General features: G+C 76.1%; 24 protein-coding genes and 2 pseudogenes. 11 read left to right on the forward strand and 15 right to left on the reverse strand.

Translation table 11 applies throughout. The features are described from left to right. The first annotated feature begins 16 nt into the window (after positions 1 to 16). The gene (locus G339_RS0107895; RefSeq protein ID WP_019630533.1) at positions 17 to 1489 is read left to right on the forward strand and encodes an FAD-dependent oxidoreductase; all 1473 of its coding nucleotides are present in this window, start codon (positions 17 to 19) and stop codon (positions 1487 to 1489) included. A gap of 477 nt (positions 1490 to 1966) precedes the next feature. Here G339_RS0107895 and G339_RS0107900 read toward each other — a convergent pair whose 3' ends face one another. Together G339_RS0107900 and G339_RS0107905 are read right to left on the reverse strand one after the other, a co-directional pair. Continuing rightward, entirely contained in the window at positions 1967 to 2338 is a 372-nt protein-coding gene (locus G339_RS0107900) for a hypothetical protein (RefSeq protein WP_019630534.1), read from the reverse strand. Continuing rightward, positions 2335 to 2529: pseudogene (locus G339_RS0107905) on the reverse strand (winged helix-turn-helix domain-containing protein); the annotation flags it as partial. The pseudogene G339_RS0107905 and the gene G339_RS0107900, both read right to left, overlap by 4 nt. An 83-nt stretch (positions 2530 to 2612) precedes the next feature. Here G339_RS0107905 and G339_RS0107910 point away from each other — a divergent pair. After that, the gene (locus G339_RS0107910) at positions 2613 to 3728 is read left to right on the forward strand and encodes an alpha/beta hydrolase (RefSeq protein ID WP_019630536.1); all 1116 of its coding nucleotides are present in this window, start codon (positions 2613 to 2615) and stop codon (positions 3726 to 3728) included. A 58-nt stretch (positions 3729 to 3786) separates the two neighbouring features. Next, complete coding sequence (locus G339_RS0107915; RefSeq protein ID WP_019630537.1) at positions 3787 to 4749, forward strand: NAD(P)-dependent oxidoreductase; 963 nt, start codon at positions 3787 to 3789, stop codon at positions 4747 to 4749. Positions 4750 to 4753: 4 nt separating this feature from the next. Here the strand turns inward: G339_RS0107915 and G339_RS0107920 are convergent, their stop codons facing one another. Continuing rightward, a complete protein-coding gene (locus G339_RS0107920) occupies positions 4754 to 5515 on the reverse strand; it encodes an exonuclease domain-containing protein (RefSeq protein WP_019630538.1) in 762 nt (253 codons plus the stop codon). A 196-nt stretch (positions 5516 to 5711) separates the two neighbouring features. Here G339_RS0107920 and G339_RS0107925 point away from each other — a divergent pair, with 196 nt between their 5' ends. Further along, the gene (locus G339_RS0107925; protein ID WP_240489762.1) at positions 5712 to 7304 is read left to right on the forward strand and encodes a serine/threonine-protein kinase; all 1593 of its coding nucleotides are present in this window, start codon (positions 5712 to 5714) and stop codon (positions 7302 to 7304) included. Between the two features lie 3 nt (positions 7305 to 7307). On the opposite strand, the gene G339_RS0107930 is transcribed toward G339_RS0107925, so the two are convergent. The 3 genes and pseudogenes from G339_RS0107930 to G339_RS40295 form a co-directional block, all read right to left on the reverse strand. After that, the gene (locus G339_RS0107930) at positions 7308 to 8144 is read right to left on the reverse strand and encodes a TIGR03619 family F420-dependent LLM class oxidoreductase (protein ID WP_019630540.1); all 837 of its coding nucleotides are present in this window, start codon (positions 8142 to 8144) and stop codon (positions 7308 to 7310) included. Then, on the reverse strand, positions 8144 to 8674 hold the full coding sequence (locus G339_RS40290) for a hydantoinase B/oxoprolinase family protein (RefSeq protein ID WP_240489775.1): 531 nt from the start codon (positions 8672 to 8674) through the stop codon (positions 8144 to 8146). The genes G339_RS0107930 and G339_RS40290 overlap by 1 nt, the downstream gene beginning before the upstream one ends. 95 nt (positions 8675 to 8769) lie before the next feature. Then, a pseudogene (locus G339_RS40295) lies at positions 8770 to 8997 on the reverse strand (hydantoinase/oxoprolinase N-terminal domain-containing protein); the annotation flags it as partial. 104 nt (positions 8998 to 9101) lie between these two features. On the opposite strand from G339_RS40295, the gene G339_RS0107940 reads away from it, so the two are divergent. Next, a complete protein-coding gene (locus tag G339_RS0107940; protein WP_033322585.1) occupies positions 9102 to 9968 on the forward strand; it encodes a DUF72 domain-containing protein in 867 nt (288 codons plus the stop codon). Here G339_RS0107940 and G339_RS0107945 read toward each other — a convergent pair. Then, a complete protein-coding gene (locus G339_RS0107945; RefSeq protein WP_019630542.1) occupies positions 9965 to 10639 on the reverse strand; it encodes an ABC transporter ATP-binding protein in 675 nt (224 codons plus the stop codon). The two genes, G339_RS0107940 and G339_RS0107945, sit on opposite strands and share 4 nt — an antisense overlap. After that, positions 10636 to 11721, reverse strand: a complete 1086-nt coding sequence (locus tag G339_RS0107950; RefSeq protein ID WP_019630543.1) for an ABC transporter permease — start codon at positions 11719 to 11721, stop codon at positions 10636 to 10638. Before G339_RS0107950 ends, G339_RS0107945 begins: the two co-directional genes overlap by 4 nt. 145 nt (positions 11722 to 11866) lie before the next feature. Here G339_RS0107950 and G339_RS40300 point away from each other — a divergent pair, with 145 nt between their 5' ends. From G339_RS40300 to ppk2, 4 genes are read left to right on the forward strand one after another with little or no spacing between them, the layout of a single operon-like run. Beyond that, on the forward strand, positions 11867 to 12313 hold the full coding sequence (locus tag G339_RS40300) for a hypothetical protein (RefSeq protein ID WP_240489763.1): 447 nt from the start codon (positions 11867 to 11869) through the stop codon (positions 12311 to 12313). Further along, complete coding sequence (locus tag G339_RS36115) at positions 12202 to 13029, forward strand: sensor histidine kinase (RefSeq protein ID WP_240489764.1); 828 nt, start codon at positions 12202 to 12204, stop codon at positions 13027 to 13029. The genes G339_RS40300 and G339_RS36115 overlap by 112 nt, the downstream gene beginning before the upstream one ends. Then, positions 13026 to 13658, forward strand: coding sequence for a response regulator (locus G339_RS0107960; RefSeq protein ID WP_019630545.1), 633 nt, complete (start codon positions 13026 to 13028; stop codon positions 13656 to 13658). Before G339_RS36115 ends, G339_RS0107960 begins: the two co-directional genes overlap by 4 nt. A gap of 21 nt (positions 13659 to 13679) precedes the next feature. Then, positions 13680 to 14576 (forward strand): polyphosphate kinase 2, encoded by an 897-nt coding sequence (gene ppk2 / locus G339_RS0107965; protein ID WP_019630546.1) that lies wholly within the window; start codon positions 13680 to 13682, stop codon positions 14574 to 14576. Between the two features lie 379 nt (positions 14577 to 14955). Here the strand turns inward: ppk2 and G339_RS0107970 are convergent, their stop codons facing one another. The 5 genes from G339_RS0107970 to G339_RS0107990 form a co-directional block, all read right to left on the reverse strand. Beyond that, the gene (locus G339_RS0107970; RefSeq protein WP_019630547.1) at positions 14956 to 15357 is read right to left on the reverse strand and encodes a hypothetical protein; all 402 of its coding nucleotides are present in this window, start codon (positions 15355 to 15357) and stop codon (positions 14956 to 14958) included. 65 nt (positions 15358 to 15422) lie between these two features. Next, a complete protein-coding gene (locus G339_RS0107975; RefSeq protein WP_019630548.1) occupies positions 15423 to 15884 on the reverse strand; it encodes a rhodanese-like domain-containing protein in 462 nt (153 codons plus the stop codon). A 79-nt stretch (positions 15885 to 15963) separates the two neighbouring features. After that, positions 15964 to 16941 (reverse strand): helix-turn-helix domain-containing protein, encoded by a 978-nt coding sequence (locus G339_RS0107980; RefSeq protein WP_019630549.1) that lies wholly within the window; start codon positions 16939 to 16941, stop codon positions 15964 to 15966. Positions 16942 to 16959: 18 nt separating this feature from the next. After that, complete coding sequence (locus tag G339_RS0107985; RefSeq protein ID WP_019630550.1) at positions 16960 to 17580, reverse strand: CE1759 family FMN reductase; 621 nt, start codon at positions 17578 to 17580, stop codon at positions 16960 to 16962. Further along, complete coding sequence (locus G339_RS0107990) at positions 17577 to 18668, reverse strand: LLM class flavin-dependent oxidoreductase (RefSeq protein ID WP_019630551.1); 1092 nt, start codon at positions 18666 to 18668, stop codon at positions 17577 to 17579. The genes G339_RS0107985 and G339_RS0107990 overlap by 4 nt, the downstream gene beginning before the upstream one ends. A gap of 94 nt (positions 18669 to 18762) precedes the next feature. Here G339_RS0107990 and G339_RS0107995 point away from each other — a divergent pair, with 94 nt between their 5' ends. Further along, on the forward strand, positions 18763 to 19212 hold the full coding sequence (locus G339_RS0107995) for an NUDIX domain-containing protein (RefSeq protein ID WP_033322587.1): 450 nt from the start codon (positions 18763 to 18765) through the stop codon (positions 19210 to 19212). On the opposite strand, the gene G339_RS0108000 is transcribed toward G339_RS0107995, so the two are convergent. After that, on the reverse strand, positions 19209 to 20717 hold the full coding sequence (locus G339_RS0108000; protein ID WP_019630552.1) for an SDR family oxidoreductase: 1509 nt from the start codon (positions 20715 to 20717) through the stop codon (positions 19209 to 19211). The two genes, G339_RS0107995 and G339_RS0108000, sit on opposite strands and share 4 nt — an antisense overlap. A 71-nt stretch (positions 20718 to 20788) precedes the next feature. Here G339_RS0108000 and G339_RS0108005 point away from each other — a divergent pair, with 71 nt between their 5' ends. Then, the gene (locus tag G339_RS0108005; protein WP_019630553.1) at positions 20789 to 21319 is read left to right on the forward strand and encodes a DinB family protein; all 531 of its coding nucleotides are present in this window, start codon (positions 20789 to 20791) and stop codon (positions 21317 to 21319) included. A 10-nt stretch (positions 21320 to 21329) separates the two neighbouring features. On the opposite strand, the gene G339_RS0108010 is transcribed toward G339_RS0108005, so the two are convergent. Beyond that, positions 21330 to 23627 carry an ATP-binding protein gene (locus G339_RS0108010; RefSeq protein ID WP_019630554.1) on the reverse strand — a complete coding sequence of 766 codons (2298 nt, stop codon included), beginning with the start codon at positions 23625 to 23627 and terminating at the stop codon, positions 21330 to 21332. Between the last annotated feature and the right edge of the window lie 2 nt (positions 23628 to 23629).

Raw genomic sequence — 23629 nt, forward strand, 5'->3', positions numbered from 1 at the left:
TGCCGGAGAGCCCCCAATGACCCATGTCGTCACGCAGTCGTGCTGCAACGACGCGTCCTGCGTCCACGCCTGCCCGGTGAACTGCATCCACCCCACCCCGGACGAGCCCGACTTCGCCACGTCCGAAATGCTCTACATCGACCCCGCGTCCTGCGTGGACTGCGGGGCGTGCATCACCGCGTGCCCGGTCGGGGCGATCGTCCCGCACGGCGCGCTCGACGACGCCCGGCGGCCGTTCCTGACGATCAACGCCGACTTCTACCGGCGGCCGCGGCCGCCCGCGCCGATCCTCGCGCCCGTCTCCGAGCCGCTGCGCGTCCGGCCGCGCCCGGAGCCGCCGCGCGTGGCGATCGTCGGGTCCGGCCCGGCCGCGATGTACGCGGCCGACGAGCTGCTGACCTGCCCGGGGGCGCGGGTGGACGTGTACGAGCGGCTGCCGTTCCCCTACGGCCTCGCCCGGACGGGCGTCGCGCCGGACCACCGGAGCACGCGGCAGATCGCGGAGCAGTTCGACACGATCGCGCGCCAGGACGGCTTCCGGCTGCACACCGGCGTCGAGGTCGGGCGGGACGTCACGCACGACGACCTGCTCGCGCGGCACCACGCCGTCCTGTACGCGGTCGGGGCGGCGTCGGACCGCCGCCTGGACGTGCCCGGCGCGTCCCTCGCCGCGACCGCGACCGAGTTCGTGGCCTGGTACAACGGGCACCCCGACCACGCGGACCGCGCGTTCGACCTGGCGCACCGGCGCGCCGTGATCGTCGGCAACGGCAACGTCGCGCTGGACGTGGCGCGCATCCTGACCACCGACCCGGACGTCCTCGCGGACACCGACATCGCGCGCCCGGCCCTGGAGGCGCTGCGCGCGAGCCGCGTCGAGGAGGTCGTCGTGGCGGGGCGGCGCGGGCCCGCGCAGTCGGCGTTCACGCTGTCGGAGCTGGTGGGGCTGCTGTCGGTGCCGGGCGTGGACGTGACCGTCCCGGCGGAGGACCTGGAGTCCGCCGCGAACGAGGACGGCGGCGCGCTCCCGCTGCTGCGGACGCTCGCCGAGCGCGGGAGCGGGGCGCGTCGGCGCATCGTGCTGCGCTACCTGCTGACGCCCGAGCGGATTCTCGGCGACGCGCGCGCGACGGGCGTCGAGTTCGCCCGCAACGAACTCGCCCTCGCCGAGGGAACGGTCCGGGCCGTCCCGACCGGCGAGCGCGAGAGCGTGGACGCCGGGCTGGTGCTCACCTCGATCGGCTACCGGGGGCGGCCCGTCCCCGGCCTGCCGTTCGACGACGCGACGGGCACCGTCCCGAACCGCCTCGGTCGCGTCGTCGACCCGGCGAGCGGCGACCCGGTCCCCGGCGTGTACGTCGCGGGCTGGATCAAGCGCGGCCCGACGGGCTTCATCGGCACGAACAAGACCTGCGCCCGCGAAACCGTCCGAGCCCTCATCGAGGACTACAACAACGACCGCCTCCCGGCCCCCCACCTGACCCGCTGACGGACCGGCGCGACCGGGCCTCCCCGGTCGCGCCGCGAACCGCTGCGGACGCGCGGACTCTCCGCGACCGGGAGGTCACCCGGTCTCAGGGTTCTCTTATCGGGCCTTCCTAGCTTCAGCGGCATGATGAGGAAACGCTGGTGGCGGGGCCTGGTGGCGGGTCTCGCGGGGGTCGGGGGCGCAGGTGCGGTGTTCTTCGCCGGGGTCGTGTCGGGGGACGAGCGGCCCGGTGGGGTCGCGGACGGGCTGCCGTGGCCGGTCGGGGCGCAGGGGGCGCTGCGGGTGGAAGGTGGGCCGGGGACCGTCCTGTACGGGCCGCGGAAGCGGACGTCCATCGCCAGCGTCGCCAAGGTGATGACCGCGTACGTCTTCCTGAAGGACCGCCCGCTCGCGCCCGGCCGCGACGGGCCCGTGTTCACCGTCCCCGCGGCGGAGGCGGAGCGGTACGGGGAGCGAGCGGGTTCGACCCCGCGACGGTCAGCACGGCGGCGGACCAGCTCCTGCTGCTGCGCGCGGCGTCGCGTCGGCGGTGACGGGGATGCCGGAGTCGCCCATCGTGCCGCCGCGCGTCCCGGCGGGGATGGTCTGCGCGCACACGTTCGTCCCGCGCAGCGAGCAGGAGGCGGACGAGACCCACGCCTCGTCGGCGGTCCGCGCACGACCGTCCTCCTGCCAGGCGGCGAGCTGGCGGCGCAGGCTGAGGTCGAGCTGCCAGTCGAACTCGTGCCGGACCGCGACGTACACGCCCGCCGTCAGCGCCGCGACGATCAGCGCCATCACCCCGGCCGTCGTCGCCGCCAGCCGCGTCCGCAGCCGCGACCGCCGCCAGCGCGCCGCCGGGCCGGTCACGCCTCGTCCAACCGGTAGCCGAGGCCGCGCACGGTGTGGACGAGCCGCGGTTCGCCGCCCGCCTCCAGCTTGCGGCGCAGATAGCCGATGTAGACCTCCAGCGAGTTGGAGGACGGGCCGAAGTCCAGGCCCCACACGCGCTCGCCGATCTGCGCGCGGCTCAGCGTGTGGCCGGGGTGTTCCAACAGGACTTCGAGGACGCGAACGGGCGGGCCGCCGCGATTCTCGACCGGGGGTTGTCAAACCCACCGCGAATAGAACACGATTCGGTCGCATGGCCATCGAACGCGCGTTCGTCGCGCTGCCCTCGACCAGCCTCGGCCGCGCGGGCGCGGGCGGGCATCCCTGCCAGGGCGTCTACCACCGGCGCGCGGGGACGTCCCCGAAGATCGCCGTGATCGCGACGCACTACCAGATCGACTTCGCCGAGCACTACATGGCCGAGTACCTGGCCGAGCGCGGGTTCGGGTTCCTCGGCTGGAACACCCGGTTCCGGGGCGACGAGAACCACTTCCTGCTGGACCACGCGCTCGTGGACATCGGCGTCGGCGTCCGGTGGCTCCGCGAGGTCGCGGGCGCCGAGACGGTCGTGCTGCTCGGCAACTCCGGCGGCGGGTCGCTGATGGCCGCGTACCAGTCGCAGGCCGTCGAGCCGAACGTCACCGCGCTGCCGGGCCTGCGGCTCGCGGCGGGCGTGGACGAGCTGCCGCCGGGTGACGCGTACATCTCCAGCGCCGCGCATCTGGGCCGCCCCGACGTGCTCACGTCCTGGATGGACGGGTCCGTCACCGACGAGTCCGACCCGCTCGCCACCGACCCGGAGCTGGACCTGTTCAACCCGGAGAACGGCCCGCCCTACAGCCCCGACTTCATCGCCCGCTACCGCGCCGCGCAGACCGCCCGCAACCGGCGCATCACGGTGTGGGTCAAGGCCGAGCTTGAGCGGCTGGCCGCCGCCGGGTATCACGACCGGCCGTTCAGCGTTTTCCGGACGTGGGCCGACCCGCGCATGGTCGACCCGACGCTGGAGCCGACGAACCGGCGGCCCAACAGGTGCTACGCGGGCAAGCCGGAGCGCGCGAACCGGTCGGTTTTCGGGATCGCCGCGTCCTGCACGCTGCGGACGTGGTTGAACCTGTGGAGCCTGGACGACTCGCAGACCCGCGCGCACCCGCACCTGGCGCGGATCACCGTCCCGTCCCTGGTCGTCAACGCCGACGCGGACACCGGTGTGTTCCCCAGCGACGCCACCGCGATGTACGACGCGCTCGCCGCGCGGGACAAGCAGCGCCACGACCTGCCGGGCGACCACTACTTCCTGGAACCCGCCGACGCGCGCGCGAACCTCGCTGATCTGGTCGAGGGCTGGATCAACGAGCGGTTCGCGTGATGGAGGATCTGGGGGCGGCGGCCCGCCGCGCCCCGAACTCCCGGAAGGAGCCGCGTCCGTGACCGACTCGCCCCGCGTGCTGTGCCACCTCGCGCCGACGCCCGCGACGCTCGACCGCCTCGCGCCCCGGATCGCCGGACTGGACGTGCGCTGGTGCGCCGAGGCCGACGAGGAGCGCTTCGCCGCGCTGCTGCCCGACGCCGACGTCCTGTGGCACGTCCTGCGCCCGATCACGGAGGACGACCTGGCGCGCGCGCCGCGCCTGAAGCTCATCCACAAGCTCGGGTCCGGCTTGAACACCATCGACCTGGCCGCGGCGCGCGCGGCGGGCGTCGCGGTGGCGAACATGGTCGGCGCGAACGCGCCCGCCGTCGCCGAGGCCGCGCTGACGCTGATGCTCGCCGCGCTGCGCCGCGTCGTCCCGCTCGACGCGGCGACCCGCGCCGGTCGCGGCTGGCCGCTGGACACCGCGCTCCCCGACCGCGTCGGGGAGATCGGCGGCCGGGTCGTCGGCCTGGTCGGGCACGGCGCGGTCGCGCGGCGGCTGGAGCCCGCGCTGACGGCGCTGGGCGCGACCGTCGTGTGGCACAGCCGCTCCGGCTCGGCCGCCGATCCGACCTGGCGGCCGCTCGACGCGCTGCTCGCCGAGGCCGACATCGTCTCGCTGCACCTGCCGCTCACCCCCGACACCGAACGGCTCATCGACGCGACGCGCCTGGCCCGCATGAAGCCCGGCGCGATCCTCGTCAACACCTCGCGCGGCGCGATCGTGGACGAGCCCGCGCTCGTCCGCGCCCTGCGCGACGGCCCGCTCGCCGCAGCCGGCCTCGACGTCTTCGCGACCGAACCGGTGGCCCCGAACAACCCGCTGCTCACCCTCGACAACGTCGTCGTCACCCCGCACGCCGCCTGGCTCACCGCCGAGACACTGGACCGCTGCATCGCCATAGCCGCCGACAACGCCCACCGCCTGGCCTCCGGCCGCCCACTCCGCAACATCGCCCAGGAAGGCACCCGCTGACGGGTCAGGCGTCGTAGGGGATCAGGGGCCAGGCTCCGGTGCAGGCTGCGGCGCGGGCTTCGAGGCGGGCGCGGTCGGCGGGGTCGGACTGGCGGGCGGCCTGGCGGCGGAAGTAGTCGGCCATCGAGTCCTCCTGCTCCCGCCGCGCGCGGACCTGGAGGGCGTGCAGGTCGTCGAGGGAGAGGCGGGCGATCTCCGGGTGGCGCTGGGCGATCCGCCAGGCGACGCGGGCCGCCGCCAGGGCGTCCTGCGCGGAGTCGTGCGCGCCGTTCAGCGGGACGGCGTAGTGCTCGCAGAGCGCGCCGAGCTGGCGGCTGCCGCGCCGGTAGCGGTCCAGGTGCTTGTCGAGGACGAACGGGTCCACCGCGCGCAGCGACGTCGGGCCGCCCAGCAGCCGGTCCGTCAGCGGCTTGACGCCGTGCCGACGCGCCTCGCGGTCGAAGACGGTCAGGTCGTAGGCGATGTTCATCGCGACGATCGGGACGCCCGCGTCCACCGCGCCCGCCAGGCTCGCGGCGATCTCCTCGACCGCGCGCGCCGGGTCCGTCCCGGACGCCTCGGCGGCCTCGGTGGTGATGCCGTGGACGGCGGTCGCGTCGGCGGGGATCGGCCGCGTCGGGCGCAGCAGCCACCGCTCGGTGCGCGGGGCGGCGCGGCCGGAGCCGTCCACGGTCGCGACGCAGGCCGTCACGATGCGCGCGTCCGCCGGGTCGGCGGCGTCGGTCTCCAGGTCGAACGCGCAGAGGCGGCCGAGGTGCCAGTTCACGCGGCACCGCCCGTCGCCGGGGCGGGGATGGACCGGGGGGCGTTCATCGGGACCTCCTGCGCGCGGAAACCGTCGTTGTTGCCGGCACCATCTTTCCCTGATCTTGCGCCGCCGGGCGCGGGATCGCGCCGACCGCCGCCGTCCGGTTGCCGGATGACGCGTATGACCCGGTACGCGTGGTTCTAAGCTGTCCGCCGTGACGTCTGGGCGGATGGTGGTCGACGGCCGGTTCGAGCTGCGGGAACGGCTCGGCAGCGGCGGCATGGGGACGGTCTGGCGCGCGCTGGACCTGGCGCTGGAGCGCGAGGTCGCGCTGAAGGAAGTCCGGTTCGACGACGCGGGCGCGCCCGATCCCGCGCTCGCGCGGCAGTTGCGCGAGCGGGTCATGCGCGAGGCCCGCGCGCTCGCCCGCGTCGACCACCCCAACGTGGTGACGATCCACCACATCGTGGACTCGCCGGAGCTGCCGCACCCGTGGCTCGTCATGGAGCTGGTGCGCGGCCGGTCGCTGCAGGACCGGCTGGCGGACGGGCCGCTGACGCCCGCCGAGGGCGCGGCGGTCGGGCGCGGCGTGCTGGGCGCGCTGCGGGCCGTCCACGCGGCGGGGATCTGCCACCGCGACGTCAAGCCCGCGAACGTCCTGCTGCGCGCGGACGGGACGCCGGTCCTCACCGACTTCGGCATCGCCGTGCTGGAGGACGCGTCCCGCGTGACGGCGACGGGCGGGCTGGTCGGCTCGCCGGAGTACATCGCGCCGGAGCGGCTGCACGGGCTGGAGGGCGACCCGGCGTCGGACCTGTGGTCGCTCGGGCTGCTGCTGTACGTGGCGGTCGAGGGCGGCAACCCGCTGCGCCGGACGACGGCGGCGGCGACGCTCGCGGCCGTCATGACGGCGGAGCTGCCGCCGCCGCACCGCGCGGGGCCGCTCGCGCCGGTGCTGCGGGCGCTGCTGGTCCGCGATCCGGCGGCGCGGCCGGCGGCCGATCAGGTGGACCGGATGCTCGCCGAGGCCGCCGCGACCTCCGGCCCCGCGACCCCGCCGCCGATGACACCGCCGATGACGCCGCCGATGACTCCCCCGCCGTTCCCGGCCGCCGCGTGGAGCCCGCCGCCCGCCACCGCGCCGGGCGGGGCGCGGCCGAGACGCGGTCCGCGGGTCGCGGCCGTCGCCGCCGCGGGCGCGGCCGTGTTCGTCGTGGCGCTGGTCGCGGCGGCGGTGATCGTGCTCCCGCGCGTCGTGGACGCGTCCCGGAACGCGGCGGGCCCGCCGGCGCCGACCGCGAGCGGCGGCGGCGCGTCCGCGACGGCCCGCGCCCGCGAGGCCGCCGAGCCCGCGACGCTCCTGACGCCCGCCGGAATCCGCGAGGTCATCGAGAAGGTCTCGGCCGCGTCCGGCAGCACGCAGTTCGCCGAGCTGACGGTCTTCCCCGACCGCGCGGACGCCGACGCGCCCGTCCGGGGCCGCCGCGCCGCGTTCGACAACTACACCTACGAGAAGGGCGCGGACGCGGCCGTCCGCAGCGGCCCGAGCGTCGCGATCACGACGGGCGACGCCAAGGTGGACCCGGCGAAGTTCGACTGGGACGCGCTGCCCGCGCTGCTGCGCCGGGCCGAGCGGACGCTGAAGGTGCCGAAGCCGACGAGCGTCTACGTCATCGTCCGCGCCGCGTGGACGTTCAACGGCGACGCCCCGACCGTGTTCGTCTACCGCAGCGACGACTACGGCGGCGGCTACCTGGCGGTGAACCTCAAGGGCCGGGTGATCAAGACGATCGCCTCGGACGCGTAGCGGTCAGCAGGGCAGGAACCGGGCGGCGTAGTCGTCCAGGACGGGCAGCACCTCGTCGGCCGTCCCGCCCGGCACCCGCAGCACCACCTCGTCGATGCCGAGTCCGGCGTAGTAGGCGAGCTTGCCCGCGTCCGGCACGGTCCCGAACGGGACGACGCGCAGCGCCGCCGGGTCGCGCCCGGCCCGCTCGGCGGCGCGCCGCAGTTCGGGCAGCGCCTCGCGGACGCCGCGCCCGCCGATCGGCAGCCACCCGTCCGCGAGTTCGGCGATGTGCGCGAACAGCCGGGGGCCGGGCGCGCCGCCGATGAGGACGGGCGGTCCGGCGGCGGGCTTCGGCCACGCCCAGCTCGGGGCGAACCGGACGTGCCGCCCGTCGAACCCGGCGACGTCCCGCGTCCACAGCGCGCGCATCGCCAGCAGGTGCTCGCGCGCGACGCCGCGCCGCTCCGCGAACGCGACGCCGTGGTCGGCGGCCTCCTCCCGGTTCCAGCCGTAGCCGACGCCGAACACGAACCGCCCGCCCGACAGCCGGTCCAGGGTGGCGACGGCCTTGGCGGTCACGATCGGCTCGCGCTGCGCGACGAGGCACACGCCCGTCCCGAGCCGGATCGTCGTGGTGACGGCGGCGGCCGCCGCGAGCGCGACGAGCGGGTCGAGGGTGCGCGCGTACTCGTCCGCGAGGACGGCGTCGCCGGTCGGCGGCGGCGTGTCCCGGCTCACCGGGATGTGGGTGTGCTCGGGCAGGTAGACGGACGCGAACCCGCGCTCCTCGGCCGCGCGGGCGAGCGCGACGGGCGACATCGTGCGGTCCGTGGCGAAGAGGGTGATCCCGAGGCGCATCAGACGTCCGTCCCGTAGTCGCGGGCCGCTCCGGCGGCGGTGACCTTCCGCGCGGCGGCGTCGGCGCGGACCGCCGCGCGCGGCCGGTCGCGCGGGTCGCCGACGCCCCCGCCGCCGGTGGTTTCGACGACGAACGCCTCGCCCGCGCGGAACGGGACGTTGTTGAGCTTGCCCGCCAGCCGCTCGGCCGCGCCGTCCGCGTGCAGCCGGTAGAACCCGCCGCACCGCCCCGCCCGTCCGCCGGACCGGCCCGGCGGCGGATGGACGAGCCGGTCGCCGCGCGTCGTGACGTGCGTGTCGGCCAGGAGCCGGAAGACCGTCCGGGTGCCGAGCCCGCCGCGCCACCGGCCGGGCCCGCCGGAGTCGGGGATCAGCGCGACCTCCTCGATCCGGAACGGACAGCGGGTCTCGGCGGGTTCGACCTGCGGGACGGAGTTGCGGCCGACGCCGAAGTGGACGCCGGTCGCGTCGGGCCCGTCCGCGCCGTGCCGCGCCCCGCCGCCGCCGCCGAAGTCGTACGCGAGGTGGATCCAGAACGGCGGTGCGGCGGACGCGAGGCTGAACGGCTGCGCGTGGTGACGAACGCGACGCGGCCGCCGCGGCCCTCCAGGACCAGGTTGGTGGCGAGCGTCGTGGCGTGGACGACGCGGACGACGTCGGCGGGGCGCACGCGGGCCTCGGCGAGGACGGCCCGCACGCCGTCCACGACCGCGGCGGCCGGGTCGCCCGGTGTGCTGAGGCGCTTGGCGACGGCCTCCTGGCCGCGCGGTCCGGCGAGGACGACGTCGGTGAACGTCCCGCCGACGTCCACGCCGACGGTGCGCCCGCCGGGGCGGGGCGGCGCGTCCGGCATCGGGGTCCTCCCTCCGGGGCGGTGCCTCGGAGCCTAGAGCAGTATTTAGCCAAGCGATAGCTCGGTTTGCGATGGCCCCGCGCGGGACCGGTAGCGTCGCGCCCATGCGGCTTCACGTGGGATGCGCGATGTGGGCGCACGCGCCCTGGCAGGGGCGGTTCGTCCCGTCCGGTCTGCCGCCCGGCGAGCGGCTGCGGGCGTACGCGGGCTGGTGCGACGCGGTCGAGGGGAACACGACGTTCTATGCCACGCCGACGCGCGAGACCGTCGAGACGTGGGCCGCGCAGACGCCGCCCGACTTCCTCCTGCTGCCCAAGCTGCCCCGGACCGTCACCCACGACCGCCGCCTCGCGGGCGGCGACGCCGAGCTGGACGCGGCGATGCGCGCGTTCCTCGACGCGATGGAACCGCTCGGCCCGCGCGCGCCCGCGCTGTGGGCGCAGCTCCCCGGCTCGTTCGGCCCCGCCGAACTCGGCGTGCTCGCGGCGTTCCTGCGGCGGCTGCCGCGCGCGTACCGCGCCGTCGTCGAGGTCCGGCACCCGGCGTTCTTCACCGACGACCGCGCGGCGGCGCACCTGGAGCGCGTCCTCGGCGAGACCGGCGCGGAGTGGGCGACGTTCGACACGACGGCGCTGTTCGAGGGCGGCCTGCCCACCAGCGACGCGGAACGCGAGGCGTGGGCGAAGAAGCCGCGCCTCCCCCGCCGCACGCGCGTGCTCACCGACCGTCCCGTCCTGCGCTACCTGGGCCGCGACGATCCGGAGCGCACCGCCGAGGGCTGGCGTCCGTGGGTCGAGCGGACGGCGGAATGGCTCCGGGAGGGCCGCTCCCCCACCGTCTTCGTCCACACCCCGACCAACACCGACTCCCTGGAACTGGCCCGCCGCTTCCACACCGACGTCCGCGCCCTCGTCCCCGGACTCCACCCACTCCCCGAACCGACCCCCGCCGGCCCTCCGACGCTGTTCTAGCCCGCCGGTGCCAAACGGCCGTCGTCGATGTGGAGGACGCGGTCGGCGGCGGTGAGGGCGGCCGAGTCGTGGGTGACCATCAGGGTCGCCAGGCCGCGGTCGCGGGTGAGGGACGCCAGGAGCGCGGTGACGGACGCGCCGCGTTCGCGGTCCAGGGCGCTCGTCGGCTCGTCCACCAGCAGGACGGCCGGGTCGTTCATCAGCGCGCGGGCGATGTTGACGCGCTGGCGCTCGCCGCCGGACAGCGCGTGCGGGCGGCGGTGCGCCGCGCCGTCGAGGCCCACGGCGGCCAGCAGCGCGCGGGCGCGGTCCGTCGCGGCGCGCGGCGAGCCGCCCGCCAGGTGCGCCATGACGCGGAGCTGGTCCAGCGCCGTCAGGGACGGCAGCAGGTTCGGCTGCTGGAAGACGATCCCGACGAGGTCCCGCCGGACGCGGGTCCGGACCGCGCGGGACGCGCCCGTCACGTCGCGCCCGGCGACGGCGACGCGCCCCGAGTCGGGCGCGACGAGCGTCGCCGCGACCGCGAGCAGGCTCGACTTGCCCGACCCGGACGGCCCCGCGACGGCGGCGAACTCCCCCGCCGCGACGGTCAGGCCGACGTGGTCGAGCGCGGTGAGGCGGCGGTCCCCGTCCGGGTACGTGAGGACGACGTCGCGCAGGTCGAGGCTCATCGGGCGGCTCCCAGGGCGGTCAGCGGATCGGCGGACACGATCGGGCGCAGCGCGGCCGCCGCGCCCGCCGCACCGAGCAGGACGAGCACCGCGACGGGCGGCACGACGATCGCCGCGGACAGCGCGAACGGCGCGGCGTCCCCGGCGAGCGCGCCGAGCAGCGCGCCGAGGCCGCCGCCGAGCGCGGCCCCGGCGAGCAGCACCGCGACGGCCTGCGCGAGCGCGTCCCGCAGCAGGTAGCCGGTGCTCGCGCCGAGCGCCTTGAGGACGGCGACGTCGGTGCGGCGCTGGATCGTCCAGACGGTGAAGAACGCGCCGATGACCAGCGCGGAGATCGTGAACAGGAACGCCCGCATGAGCTGCAGCGAACCGTTCTCGGCGGTGAACGAGCCGATGGCGGCGCGGGCGTCGCCGGGGGTGAGCGCGGTCGTGCCGAGGCGGCGGTCGGCGGCGGCGAGATCGGCGCGGCCGGTGGCGGACACCGCGAGGACGGTCGCGAACGCGCCGCCGGACAGCGCGTGCCAGTCGTCGAGCGCCACCCACGCCACCGGCGCGTGCCCGTAGGACGCGTCCGCGCCGACGCCCGCGACGGCGAGCGTCCGGTCCCCGACGCGGACGCGGTCCCCCGCACGCAGCCCGGTGTCGGCGGCGAGCGCGGCCGACAGCACGACCGCGCCGGGCGCGGGGGCGCCGCCGGAGGCGCGGGCGAGCGCACCGCCGGGCTCGACGCCGAAGACGGCCGCCCCCTCGCCCCGCCCGGACGCGGCGGCGACCCGGTTCATGGCGACGCCGAGCGGTTCGGCGGCCGTCACGCCCGGCACGCGCCGCCATTCCTCCAGCGTGCGGGCGGTGACGCGGCTGTCGTCGAACGAGGCGGCGGCGCGCCGCCCGTCCGGGCCGGGCGGCGCGGCGAAGACGATCCGGTCGGCGGGCAGCGCCTCGACCGCCGACGCGTTGGCGCGGGCGAGGCCGCCGGTCAGGCCGGACAGCACCGTGACGAGCGCGGTGATCAGCGCGACGACCGCGCCCATGAGCGCGAACCGGCCGCGCGCGAACCGCAGGTCGCGCAGGGCGACGAACATCCGGGGGTCCTTCCGTTCGGTCTGGGGTGGACGCCTTCCAGCCTCGGCGGCGGCCTCCTCGCGGGGCATCGCGCGAACGGTCCCGCCCGCATCCATCGAACGATGGATGCGGACCCTGGGAGGGGGACGTTTACGCTGGTGAACGATGTCCGACGCTCCTTTCTCCCGGCCGCCGCGCCTGCTGGCGTGGGCGGTCCACGGCACGTTCGCGGTGCTGCTGTCGATCGCGCTGTCGATCGCGCTGGCGGACGCGCCGGGCGGCGGCCCGGCGGCGGGCGGGGCGCTGCTCGGCGCGCTGTACGCGGCGGGCGTCCTCGCCGGGCGGCGGCGCGCGCGGCCGCGCGCGGCCGTCCTGCCCTGGCTCGGCGCGGTCGCCGTCGGCTGGGCGGCGCTCGCGTTCTGCGCGCCCGCGTTCGTGTACCTGGCGTTCCCGCTGTTCTTCGTGTGCCTCTACACGCTCCCGCTGCGCGCCGCGATCCCGTGCGTCGTCCTGCTGACGCCGTCGCGGCGGGCGCGGCGGGACGGCACGCGGGCGGGTTCGGGCTGCCGCAGTTCCTCGGCCCGGCGATCGGCGCGCTGGTCGCGACGCTGATGGCGCTGGCCTACCAGGCGCTGCACCGGGAGAGCGAGCGGCGGCGACTGCTCATCGAGGAACTGGTCGGGACGCGCGAGCGGCTGGTGCGCGCCGAGCGCGACACCGCGCGGCTCGCCGAGCGGGAGCGGCTGGCGCGCGAGATCCACGACACGCTCGCGCAGGGCATGTCGAGCATCGTCCTGCTGCTCCGGGCCGCGCGCCGCGACCTGGACGCCCGGCCCGCCGACGCCGAGCGGCTGCTGGCCGAGGCCGAACGCGCGGCGGCGGACAACCTGGCCGAGGCGCGCGCGTTCGTCCGCGAACTGGCCCCGCCCGCGCTGGCGGCCGGGTCGCTGCCCGCCGCGCTGCGCCGGGTGGGCGACGACGTCGCGGCGCGGACGGCGACGCGCGTCCGGTTCGCGCTGTCGGGCTCGCCGCGCGCGCTGCCCGCCGCCTACGATCTGGCGCTGCTGCGCGTCGCGCAGGGCGCGCTCGGCAACGTCGCCCGGCACGCGGCCGCCGCCGACGCCCGCGTCACCCTCACCTACCTGGACGACACGGTCGTCCTGGACGTCTACGACGACGGTCGCGGCTTCGACGGCACCGGTGGCTTCGGCCTGCGCGCCATGCGCGAGCGCGCCGAGGAACTGGGCGGGACGCTGAGCGTGGAGTCCGCGCCGGGCGAGGGGACGGCCGTCGCCGTGACGCTGCCGCTGCCGCCGGAGGCGCCGTGAGCGCCCCCGTCCGCCTCCTGCTCGTGGACGACCACCCGGTCGTGCGGACGGGCATCCGCGCGATGCTGTCCGACCAGCCCGATTTCTCGCTGGTCGGCGAGGCCGCGACCGGCGAGGAGGCCGTCGCGGCGGCGGCGCGGCTGCGCCCCGACGTCGTGCTGATGGACCTGCGGCTCGGCGCGGGCATGAACGGCTCCGAGGCGACGCGCCGGATCACCGCCGGGACGGACGCGCGGGTCCTCGTCCTCACCACGTTCGACACCGACGCCGACATCGTCGCGGCGCTGGCGGCGGGCGCGACCGGCTACCTGCTCAAGGACGCGCCGCCCGCCGAGCTGTTCGCGGCCGTCCGGGCGGCGGCGGCCGGGTCGAGCGCGCTCGCGCCGAGCGTCGCGGCCCGGCTGGTCGGCCGGGTGCGCGCCCCGGCGGCGACGCTGACGCCGCGCGAGCTGGAGGTGCTGGGGCTCGTCGCGGAGGGCCTGTCGAACCGGGAGGTCGGGCGGCGGCTGTTCCTCAGCGAAACCACGATCAAAACCCATCTCGTTCACATTTACGGCAAGCTGGGCGTGGAGTCCCGGACCGCCGCCGTCGCCGCCGCCGTGCGGCGCGGCCTCATCGGCCCCGGGTGAGGAGCGGCCGGAAGGGCGGGCATGGCGTCGAGCACGGGAATTCCGGCGGAGCTGCGGGCGGCGGCGCGGAACGCGGACGCGTGGCGCGAGGGCTACCCCTACGACCGGAAGCTGACCCGGCGCGTCTACGAGCACGAGAAGCGGACGCTGCAGATCGAGCTGCTGAAACTCCAGGCGTGGGTGAAATCCGCCGGGGAACGGATCGTCATCCTGTTCGAGGGCCGCGACGCCGCCGGAAAAGGCGGCACGATCAAGCGGTTCACCGAGCACCTGAACCCGCGCGGCGCGCGCGTCGTCGCGCTGGAGAAGCCCACCGAGCGCGAGCGGACGGAGTGGTACTTCCAGCGGTACGTCGCGCACCTGCCGAGCGCCGGGGAGATCGTGCTGTTCGACCGGTCCTGGTACAACCGGGCGGGCGTGGAGCGGGTGATGGGCTTCTGCACGCCCCGCGAGTACGTCGAGTTCATGCACCAGGCCCCCGAGTTCGAGCGGCTGCTGGTGCGGGACGGGATCAGGCTCGTGAAGTTCTGGTTCTCGGTGTCGCGCGCCGAGCAGTTGCGCCGTTTCGCGATGCGCAACGAGGACCCGGTGAAGCGCTGGAAGCTCAGCCCGGTCGACCTGGCGTCCCTGGACCGCTGGGACGCCTACACCGAGGCGAAGGAGCTGATGTTCTTCCACACCGACACCGCCGACGCGCCGTGGACGGTCGTGAAGAGCAACGACAAGAAGCGCGCCCGCCTGGAGGCGATGCGCCACGTCCTGCACCGCCTCGACTACCCCGAGAAGGACCCGGCGGTCGCGAGCCCCCCGGACCCCAAGATCGTCGGCCCCGCCGCCCGCCTCTTCGAAGAGGGCGAACGCGACTCCCTACTCCTGGCGGGCGAAACAAGAGCGATCACACGAGAAGAATCGGCCTAAGCAACCGCGCCCACGGCCCCCACGGACGTTCCACCCCTGCACGACCGCGCAACCAGAGGAGGCCTCCCACCCGCGCAAGCGCGTGACCACCGGGGGCCTCCCACCCGAACAACGGCGGGAACCACGGGGGCGCCCCACGCGCGCACGACCGCATGAGGTGTTCCACACCTGCACAACCGCGCAATTACAGGGGTCTTCCCTCGCGTGACCGCCGGGGGTCTCCCACCCGACCGACTACGGGAACCACGGGGGGTGCCCCGCGCGCGCACGGCCGCGAGCCGCCAGGCGAGCGGCCGGGCGCGCGCAGCGCGGAGGATGCACCGGAACGGAGCGCTAGCGGAGTGAGGATGCATGCTCCGCGCGTGGGGGGCGTGGGGGGTCATCCCCCCACATTGACACGCGCGGCTTTCTTCTTCGCCGCCGTTCCCGCCTGCTTCAGCGCCTGCCCCGTCGTGCGGGCCGTGGCCGCGCCGGTCTCGCCGGCCTTGGCGCCCGCCTTGCGGGCGGTCGTGAGGAACCGCCGCATCGGCCGCCGGTCGCGCTGGCGGCGGCGCCACATCAGGACGGCGGCGATGCCGGCGGCGACGCCGGCGATTCCGGCGCCGCTCCAGGCGGCGGTGCGCGGCGCGGGCCGGGGGATGGCGACGTCGAGGCGGCCGAGGGCGGTCCCGGCGTCGTCGCGGATCTCGGCCGGGGAGGTCTGGGCGTCGCCCAGCGGCGCGCCCAGGCCCGTCGTCCCGTCGGTCTCCCGATCGGACCGGGCGGACTTCTGCGTGGTCAAGGGTGCTCCCCTCATCGGTGATGTCCGGTCGTGGTCGGGGGTACCCCGTGGGTGGCGCGCAAACGTCAGCAGTCGCAGGAGACGGCGTCGCGGGGTGCCGTGAGGTCGTCGGCGGGGCGGCGCGCGGGCCCGGCGTCGGTGTCGTAGGGGAACCCTTCGCGGACCCAGTACTCGAACCCGCCGAGCATTTCCTTGACGCGGTAGCCGAGGCGGGCGAAGGCGAGCGCGGCGCGGGTCGCGCCGTTGCAGCCGGGCCCCCAGCAGTAGGTGACGACGGTCGCGGCGGGGTCGACGAGCGCGGGAGCGTCGGCCGCGATCCGCGCGACGGGCAGGTGCAGAGCCCCGGGAATCCGCCCCTGCGCCCACGCGTCCGCTCCGCGCACGTCCACGACGACGAGGCCGAGCACGCCCGCCGCGAGGTCGGCGCGGACGTCGGACGCGTCGGTCTCGAACGCGAGCCGCGCGGCGAAGTGCGCGGCGGCGTCGGCGGGCGCGGCGGCGGGGACGGACAGGACGGCACCGCTCACGGCGGCCTCCCTTCACGACGGCGAACCAACACCCCCATCCTCGGCAAGCCGCCCCACCGCGGGCGAGCGCCGGGCCCGCCTACGTCCGCGAAGATCCCGCCACCGGCGGCGCGAACGCCCGCCGGTACGCGGCGGGCCCGGTCCGCATCCGCCGCGTGAAGTGGTGCCGGTACGTCGCCGCGCTGCCGAACCCGACGGCCGCGGCGATCTCGTCCACCGACGCGTCGCCCGCCTCCAGCAGCGGCAGGCTGGCCGCGACCCGCTGCGCGATGAGCCACCGCATCGGGCTGACGCCCGTCCGCCGCGCGAAGTGCCGCAGGTAGGAGCGCTCGGACATGTGCGCGGCGCGGGCGAGGTCGGCGACGGTGAGCGGTTCGGCGAGCCGGTCCAGCGCCCACGCCATGCTGTGCGCGACGCCGTCGCCGCCGGGCGCGGGCGGCCGCACGGCGGCCTCGACGAACTGCGCCTGCCCGCCCTCGCGGTGCGGCGGCACGACGAACCGCCGCGCGACCGTGTTGGCGACGGCCGCCCCGTGGTCGGCGCGCACGAGGTACAGGCACAGGTCGATCCCGGCGGCGCTCCCCGCGCTGGTCAGCACGTCGCCCTCGTCCACGTAGAGGACGTCCGGATCGACGCGGACGGCGGGATGCCGTTCGGCGAGCCGCGCCGCGTACCGCCAGTGCGTGGTGGCGCGCCGCCCGTCCAGGACGCCGGTCGCGGCGAGCGCGAACGCCCCGGAGCAGATGGAGACGAGCCGCGCCCCGCGCCGGTGGGCGGCGCGGAGGGCGGCGACGAGCGCGGGCGGCGGCGCGTCGGGGTCCGCGACGCCCGGCACGATGACGGTGTCCGCCGCCGCGAGGACGTCGAGCCCGTGCTCGGCGCGGACCGTGAACCCGCCGACGGCCCGCAGATCCCGCCCGGGCCGCTCGGCGCAGACGCGCAGGTCGTACCAGGGCCGGTCGCCGAGTTCGGGCCGGGGCAGCCCGAAGACCTCGACGGCGACGCCCAGCTCGAAGGGGGCCATGCCGTCGAACGCGACCGCCGCGACCGTGTGCATGCCCGAAAGCTACCCGGCTCAGGAACCGGGCGGGTCGCCGGCCAGCAGCTCCGCGAACGGCGTCGGCTCGTCGTAGGGGTCGGGCCGGACGACGGGCGCGCGGCCCGCCACCAGGTCCGCCAGCTCCCGGCCGGCCCGGCCGGCGCGCGCGCCGAGCGGGTCGTCGGCCGCGCCGAAGTCCGCCGTCGCGGCGAACACCGCCGTGGGGACGACCGATGCCCGCAGGTACGCCAGCAGCGGCCGCAGCGCGAAGTCGAGCGCCAGCGAATGGCGGGCGGTGCCGCCGGTCGCGCCGAGCAGGACGGGGCGGCCTTCCAGCGCCCCGGCGTCCAGGACGTCGAAGAACATCTTGAACAGACCGTTGTAGGAGCCGTTGTAGATCGGCGTGACGGCGACGATCCCGTCCGCGCCCGTCACGGTCTCGACGGCGGAGCGCAGCGCGCCGCCCGGGAACCCGGTGACGACGGCGTCCGCGAGCGCGCGGGCGTGGTCGCGCAGGTCCACCGCGACGACCTCGGCCTCGTCGCCGCGCTCGCGCAGCGCGCGGGCCGCCGCGTCGCCGAGCCGGTCCGCGAGCAGCCGCGTCGAGGACGGCCGCCCGACGCCCGCCGACACGACGGCCAGGGTCCGCGCCGTCACGACTCCACCGCCTGCGTCCGGGCCGCCTCGACCAGCGAGGCGTGCGTGGGCGCGTCCGGGACGTGCGCGGGCCGCCCGATGGCGAACTCGCGGCGCAGCACCGGCACGACCTCCTCGCCGAGCAGGTCGAGCTGCTCCAGCACGGTCTTGAGCGGCAGCCCCGCGTGGTCCATGAGGAACAACTGCCGCTGGTAGTCGCCGAAGTCCTCGCGGAACCGCAGCGTCCGGTCGATGACCTGCTGCGGGCTGCCGACGATCAGCGGCGTCTCGGCCATGAAGTCCTCCAGCGACGGCCCGTGCCCGTAAACCGGCGCGTTGTCGAAGTACGGGCGGAACTCGCGGATCGCGTCCTGGGAGTTCTTCCGCATGAACGCCTGCCCGCCGAGCCCGACGATCGCCTGGTCCGCGCTGCCGTGCCCGTAGTGCTCGTAGCGGCGGCGGTACAGGCCGATGAGCCGCTGGTAGTGCTCCTTCGGCCAGAAGATGTTGTTGGCGAAGAACCCGTCGCCGTAGTACGCGGCCTGCTCCGCGATCTCCGGGCTGCGGATCGAGCCGTGCCACACGAACGGCGGGACGCCGTCGAGCGGGCGCGGCGTCGAGGTGAACGCCTGCAGCGGGGTGCGGTGCTTGCCCTGCCAGTCGACGACGTCCTCGCGCCACAGCCGGTGCAGCAGGTGGTAGTTCTCGATCGCCAGGTCGATGCCGTCGCGGATGTCCTTGCCGAACCACGGGTAGACGGGCCCGGTGTTGCCCCGCCCGAGCACCAGGTCGGCGCGCCCGCCGGACAGGTGCTGGAGCATCGCGTAGTCCTCCGCGATCTTCACCGGGTCGTTGGTGGTGATCAGGGTGGTCGCCGTCGACAGGACGAGCCGGTCGGTGCGCGCGGCGAGGTAGCCGAGCATCGTGGTCGGGGACGACGGCACGAACGGCGGGTTGTGGTGCTCGCCGGTCGCGAAGACGTCGAGCCCGACCTCCTCGGCCTTCCGCGCGATCGTCAGCATGGCCTGGATGCGCTCGGCCTCGGTGGGCGTCCGGCCGGTCGTCGGGTCCGGGGTCACGTCGCCGACGGAGAAGATCCCGAACTGCATGGCGGCCTCCCGAGATAGTAGAAAATTAAATCGATCACTGGAACCGGCGGCCGGACCGGTCTATTCCGCCCCCGCCCGCCGATAGAAAGGGATCATGCACGCCCTCCTCGCCCGCCTCTGGAAGTCCCTCGACGGCCGCGTCCAGTGGCGGATCGCCCACCTGCGGCACGCGACGTTCATGGTCGGCGTCACCGGCGTCGTCCGCGACGGCGACGGCCGCGTCCTGCTGCTGCGGCACCGGCTGTGGCCGGACGGGCGCGACTGGGGCCTGCCCACCGGCTACGCCAAGCGCGGCGAGCGGTTCGAGGAGACCGTCGAGCGCGAGGTCCGCGAGGAGACCGCGCTGGAGGTCCGCGCCGGACGGCTCGTCCGCGTCCGCAGCGGCTACCGGCTGCGCGCCGAGGTCGCCTACGAGGCCGAGCTGGTCGGCGGCGACCTTCACCTGGACCCGCGCGAGATCCTGGACGCCGGGTGGTTCGCCCCCGGCGCCCTGCCCGCCGCGACGATGCCCGCGCACCGCGCCCTCATCGACGGCACCGCCTAGACCCGCGCGGGCTCGCGCCGGTCCGCGCCCTCGCGCGCCTCCCGCTCGGCCGTCGCCGTCAGGTTGCGCGGCATCCCGCCGAAGATCAGCCCGTGGAACGGCGAGATCGACCACCAGTACAGGTGCCCGAGCAGCCCGCGCGGCCGGAAGATCGCCCGCTGCCGGTAGCGGCTGCCCGCCCCCTCCGGCTCCACCGACAGGTCCAGCCAGGCGCGGCCCGGCAGCAGCATCTCCGCGCGCAGCCGCAGCGCCCGGCCGGGCTCCACCGACTCGACGCGCCAGAAGTCCACCGCGTCGCCCACCCGCAGGTGGACGGGGTCGCGGCGGCCCCGGCGCAGCCCGACGCCGCCCGAGAGCCGGTCCACCGCGCCGCGCAGCCGCCACGCGACCGGCAGCGAGTACCAGCCGTTGCGGCCGCCGACCCCCTCGATGACGTGCCAGACGGCCGCCGCCGGCGCGGGCGTGGAACGTTCCCGCTCGTCCACGTACAGGCTGCCGCCCGCCCAGTCCGGGTCGGTCGGCAGCGGGTCGCTCGGCGCGCCCGGCGTCGCCGCCGACCCCCACCAGGTGCTGACGTCGCCGCTGCGGACGCGCCGCAGCGCCAGCCGCACCGACTCCTCGAAGCCCATCAGCCCGTCCGGCGGATCGGGGACGTACCGGGCGATGTCGTGCTCGTCGGCGACGACCTCGCTGGTCAGCGACTCCACCAGCGGCCGCGCGATCTGCCCCGGCACCGGCGTGATCAGCCCGACCCACAGGCTCGACAGCCACGGCGACAGCAGCGGCACCCGCACGATGACGCGCGGCGGCAGGCCCGCCGCGTGCGCGTACCGCAGCATCATCTCCCGGTACGTCAGGACGTCCGGGCCCGCGATGTCGAACCCCCGGTTGACGTCCGGCGGCAGGTCCGCCGCGCCGACGAGGTACCGCAGCACGTCCCGGATCGCGATCGGCTGGACGCGCGAGGTCACCCACCGGGGCGTCACCATCGCGGGCAGCCGCTCGGTCAGGTACCGCAGCATCTCGAACGACGCCGACCCCGAACCGATGATCACGCCCGCGCGCAGCACGGCGGTCGGCACGCCGCTCCCCAGCAGGATGCGCGCGACCTCCGCGCGGGACCGCAGGTGCCGCGACAGCACGCCGCCCGACCGCATCCCGCCCAGGTAGACGATCCGGCCGACGCCCGCGCGCTCGGCCGCCTCGGCGAACGCGGCGGCGGCGCGGCGGTCCCGCTCGGCGAAGTCGCCCGCCGAGCCCATCGCGTGGATCAGGTAGTAGGCGACGTCCACGCCGTCCAGCGCGGCGGGCAGCGTCGCGGGGTCCAGCACGTCGCCCCGGACGATCTCGACCCGGTCGGCCCACGGGTGCGCGGCGGCGGCCTCGGGGCGGCGCACCATGCACCGGACGTCGTACCCGGCGTCCAGCAGCTCGGGCACGAGCCGCCCGCCGATGTACCCGGTCGCGCCCGTGACGAGGCAGCGTCTCTGTGCGGAATCGCTCATGCCGCGCGCCTACCCCGCCGAGGCCCGCGCGACTCGCGGCCGCCGCGCGCCCGGTTGCTAGGGTCGGGATCATGGTCAACCCGATCGAGTCGCCGCCCGAGCCGCCCGAGCACCTCACCGACCCGCGCGCCCTGCTGACCGGCTACCTCGACTACTACCGGGACGCCCTGCTGCGCAAGCTGGACGGCCTCACCGACGAGCAGTTGCGGACGAGCCTCGTCCCGTCCGGGTGGACCCCCCTCGAACTGCTCAAGCACCTCACCTACGTCGAGATCCGCTGGCTGCGCTGGGGCTTCCTGGCCGAGCAGGTCCCCGAGCCGTGGGGCGACCGCGGTCCCGGCGGCCGCCGCGAGGACCCGTGGCGCGTCGCGGACGGGGAGACCCTGGAGAGCCTGCGGACGGCGTTCCTGGCCGCCGCCGAGGACACCCGCGGCATCGTGTCGGCCGCCGCGCTGGAGGACGCCGGGGGCAAGGGCGGCCGGTTCGACGAGGAGCGGCCCACGCTGATCTGGATCCTGTTCCACATGCTCCAGGAGTACGCCCGGCACGTCGGCCAGCTCGACGTCGTCCGGGAGCTGGCGGACGGCGCCGTCGGGGAGTGACCCCGGCCCGTCAGCGCGCGGCCATCCACTCCCCGATCCGCGCCCGCGACGAGAACCCCAGCTTCGCCAGGATGTGCTCGACGTGGGAGTCGACGGTGCGCTTGGCGATGACGAGCCGGTCCGCGATCTCCCGGTTGGTCAGCCCGGCCGCGACCAGTTCGGCGATCTCCCGCTCGCGCGGGGTGAGCGCCGGGCGGTCGGGCCGCTCGTCCGGCGCGCTCGGGGCGGGCCGCTCCGCCAGCGCCTCCCCGACCGCGACGGCCATCCCCAGCGCCTCGCCCGTCTCGTAGGCGGTGCGGAACGCGTCCGCGCCCAGCGTCTCGACGGCCGTCCGCTCGTACACCTCGCGCAGCAGCGCGTGCTGCGGGCCGAACAGCGTCGTGCCGGTGTAGCGGCGGAGCCGGTCGGCGCAGCCGAGCAGCCGCGCCGCCTGCATCGGCTGGTCGAGGGTGACCAGGCAGGCGGCGACCATGTCCAGCGCGAGGGACACGCCGAGCCGGTCCCCGAGGTCGCGTTTGACGGCGAGCCCGGCGCGGACGTCGGTCAGCGCGGCCGCCGCGTCGCCCGCCAGCAGCCGCGCCAGGCCCCGCACGCACAGCCCGTACGAGCGGCACCACAGGTCGCCCGACCGCTCGGTGACGGCGACGGCGCGCTCGGCGTGCCCGAGCGCGGCGTCGGTGTCGCCGCGGAGCGTGCAGGCGACGGACAGGAAGACGTCCGCGACGGGCGCCAGCACGTCCTTCGCGCCGACCGACCGGTGCAGTTCCACGGATTCGCCGAGCAGCCGGGCCGCGTCGGGCAGCCGGTCCCGGTACAGCGCCGCGACGCCCTGCGCCTGCCGGACGTACGCCAGGCTCCCGGCGTCCCCGGCGGCCGTGGCCCGCGCCGCCGCGCGCTCCAGCAGGACCGCCGCGCCGTCCAGGTCGTCCTGGAGGACGGCCAGCAGCCCGCCGAGCGCGATCAGCTCCGTCGCGGCGTCGCCGCCGAGGTCGCGCGCGGCCAGCACCTTGCCGAACCAGTACCGCGCCTCCCCGATGAGGCCCTGCAGCGCCAGGATCCGGCCGACGCCGAGCAGCGCGCCGACCAGCTCGTCGTCGGAGGCGACGGCGAGCCCGTGGTCGACCAGCGCGCGGATGTTGGCCTGCTCGCGCCGGAACCACGCCAGCACCTCCGGCTGCGCGGGCGAGGCCAGGTCGGCGCGGGCGCGCTCGATGCGCGCCGCGAACCAGTGGAACGCCCGGTCGCGCAGCGCGGCCGTCTCGCCCGCGCGTTCCAGCCGGTCCGCGCCGTACTCGCGGATCGTGTCGAGCATCCGGTAGCGGGCCGCGTCGGACCGGCCGACGCGCCGCACGATCGACTTGGCGACCAGCCCGGCGATGAGGTCCACGATCTCGCAGCGCGGCAGCTCGACGTCGCCGCAGACCTCCTCGGCGGTCTCCAGGTCGAAGTCGCCCGCGAACACCGACAGCCGCGCCCACAGCAGCCGCTCCCCCGGCGAGCACAGGTCGTGGCTCCAGTCGATCGCGGTCTCCAGCGTCCGGTGCCGGGGCATCGCGGTGCGCCGTCCGCGCACCCGCAGGATGCGCCGGTCCAGGCGGTCGACGATCTGCTCGACGGGCAGCGCCCGCAGTTGCACCGCCGCCAGCTCCAGCGCCAGCGGGATGCCGTCGAGGCGGCGGCACAGCAGGACGACCGCCGCCTGGTTCTCCGGGGTCAGCCGCCACTCGGGGACGACCGCCGCCGCGCGCTCGGCGAACATCCGCACCGACTCGCACGGCCGCCGGGGGTCGGGCGGCCCGTCGCCGGGGACGGGCAGCGGCGCGACCGTCAGCGTGTGCTCGCCCGCGATGTCCAGCGGCTGGCGGCTCGTGGCGAGGACGTGCAGGCCCGGCGAGCTGCGCAGCAGCACCTCCGCGAGCAGCGCGCACGCGTCCACCAGGTGCTCGCAGGTGTCCAGGACCAGCAGCATCCGCCGGTCGGCCAGGTAGTCGACCAGGACGTCCAGCACCGTTCCGGCGCGCGGGTCGGGCAGGCCCAGCGCCTCGGCCAGCGCGGGCGCGAGCAGGCTCGGCTCGCGCAGCGCGGCCAGGTCCACGAAGCACACGCCGTGCTCGTACCCGGCGCGGGCGCGGGCGGCGGCGCGCACGGCGAGCCGCGACTTGCCGACGCCGCCGGGGCCGGTCAGCGTGACGAGCCGCCCGCGGCCGAACAGCCGCGTGATCTCGGCCAGCTCGTCGCCGCGTCCGATGAAACTCGTCAGCTCCGCCGGGAGCCGTCCTTCGCGCAGATGGAGAATCGTCAACGACACCG

This window comes from Actinomadura atramentaria DSM 43919, from assembly GCF_000381885.1.
GTDB lineage: Bacteria > Actinomycetota > Actinomycetes > Streptosporangiales > Streptosporangiaceae > Spirillospora > Spirillospora atramentaria.

Excerpts from the sequence above, each read along its gene's own strand:
- G339_RS0107895 (WP_019630533.1), top strand. The coding sequence starts at position 17 with ATGACCCATGTCGTCACGCAGTCGTGCTGCAACGACGCGTCCTGCGTC.
- G339_RS0107910 (WP_019630536.1), top strand. The coding sequence starts at position 2,613 with ATGGCCATCGAACGCGCGTTCGTCGCGCTGCCCTCGACCAGCCTCGGC.
- G339_RS0107930 (WP_019630540.1), bottom strand. The coding sequence starts at position 8,144 with ATGCGCCTCGGGATCACCCTCTTCGCCACGGACCGCACGATGTCGCCC.
- G339_RS0107940 (WP_033322585.1), top strand. The coding sequence starts at position 9,102 with ATGCGGCTTCACGTGGGATGCGCGATGTGGGCGCACGCGCCCTGGCAG.
- G339_RS0107945 (WP_019630542.1), bottom strand. The coding sequence starts at position 10,639 with ATGAGCCTCGACCTGCGCGACGTCGTCCTCACGTACCCGGACGGGGAC.
- G339_RS0107950 (WP_019630543.1), bottom strand. The coding sequence starts at position 11,721 with ATGTTCGTCGCCCTGCGCGACCTGCGGTTCGCGCGCGGCCGGTTCGCG.
- G339_RS40300 (WP_240489763.1), top strand. The coding sequence starts at position 11,867 with ATGTCCGACGCTCCTTTCTCCCGGCCGCCGCGCCTGCTGGCGTGGGCG.
- ppk2 (WP_019630546.1), top strand. The coding sequence starts at position 13,680 with ATGGCGTCGAGCACGGGAATTCCGGCGGAGCTGCGGGCGGCGGCGCGG.
- G339_RS0107980 (WP_019630549.1), bottom strand. The coding sequence starts at position 16,941 with ATGCACACGGTCGCGGCGGTCGCGTTCGACGGCATGGCCCCCTTCGAG.
- G339_RS0107990 (WP_019630551.1), bottom strand. The coding sequence starts at position 18,668 with ATGCAGTTCGGGATCTTCTCCGTCGGCGACGTGACCCCGGACCCGACG.
- G339_RS0107995 (WP_033322587.1), top strand. The coding sequence starts at position 18,763 with ATGCACGCCCTCCTCGCCCGCCTCTGGAAGTCCCTCGACGGCCGCGTC.
- G339_RS0108000 (WP_019630552.1), bottom strand. The coding sequence starts at position 20,717 with ATGAGCGATTCCGCACAGAGACGCTGCCTCGTCACGGGCGCGACCGGG.
- G339_RS0108005 (WP_019630553.1), top strand. The coding sequence starts at position 20,789 with ATGGTCAACCCGATCGAGTCGCCGCCCGAGCCGCCCGAGCACCTCACC.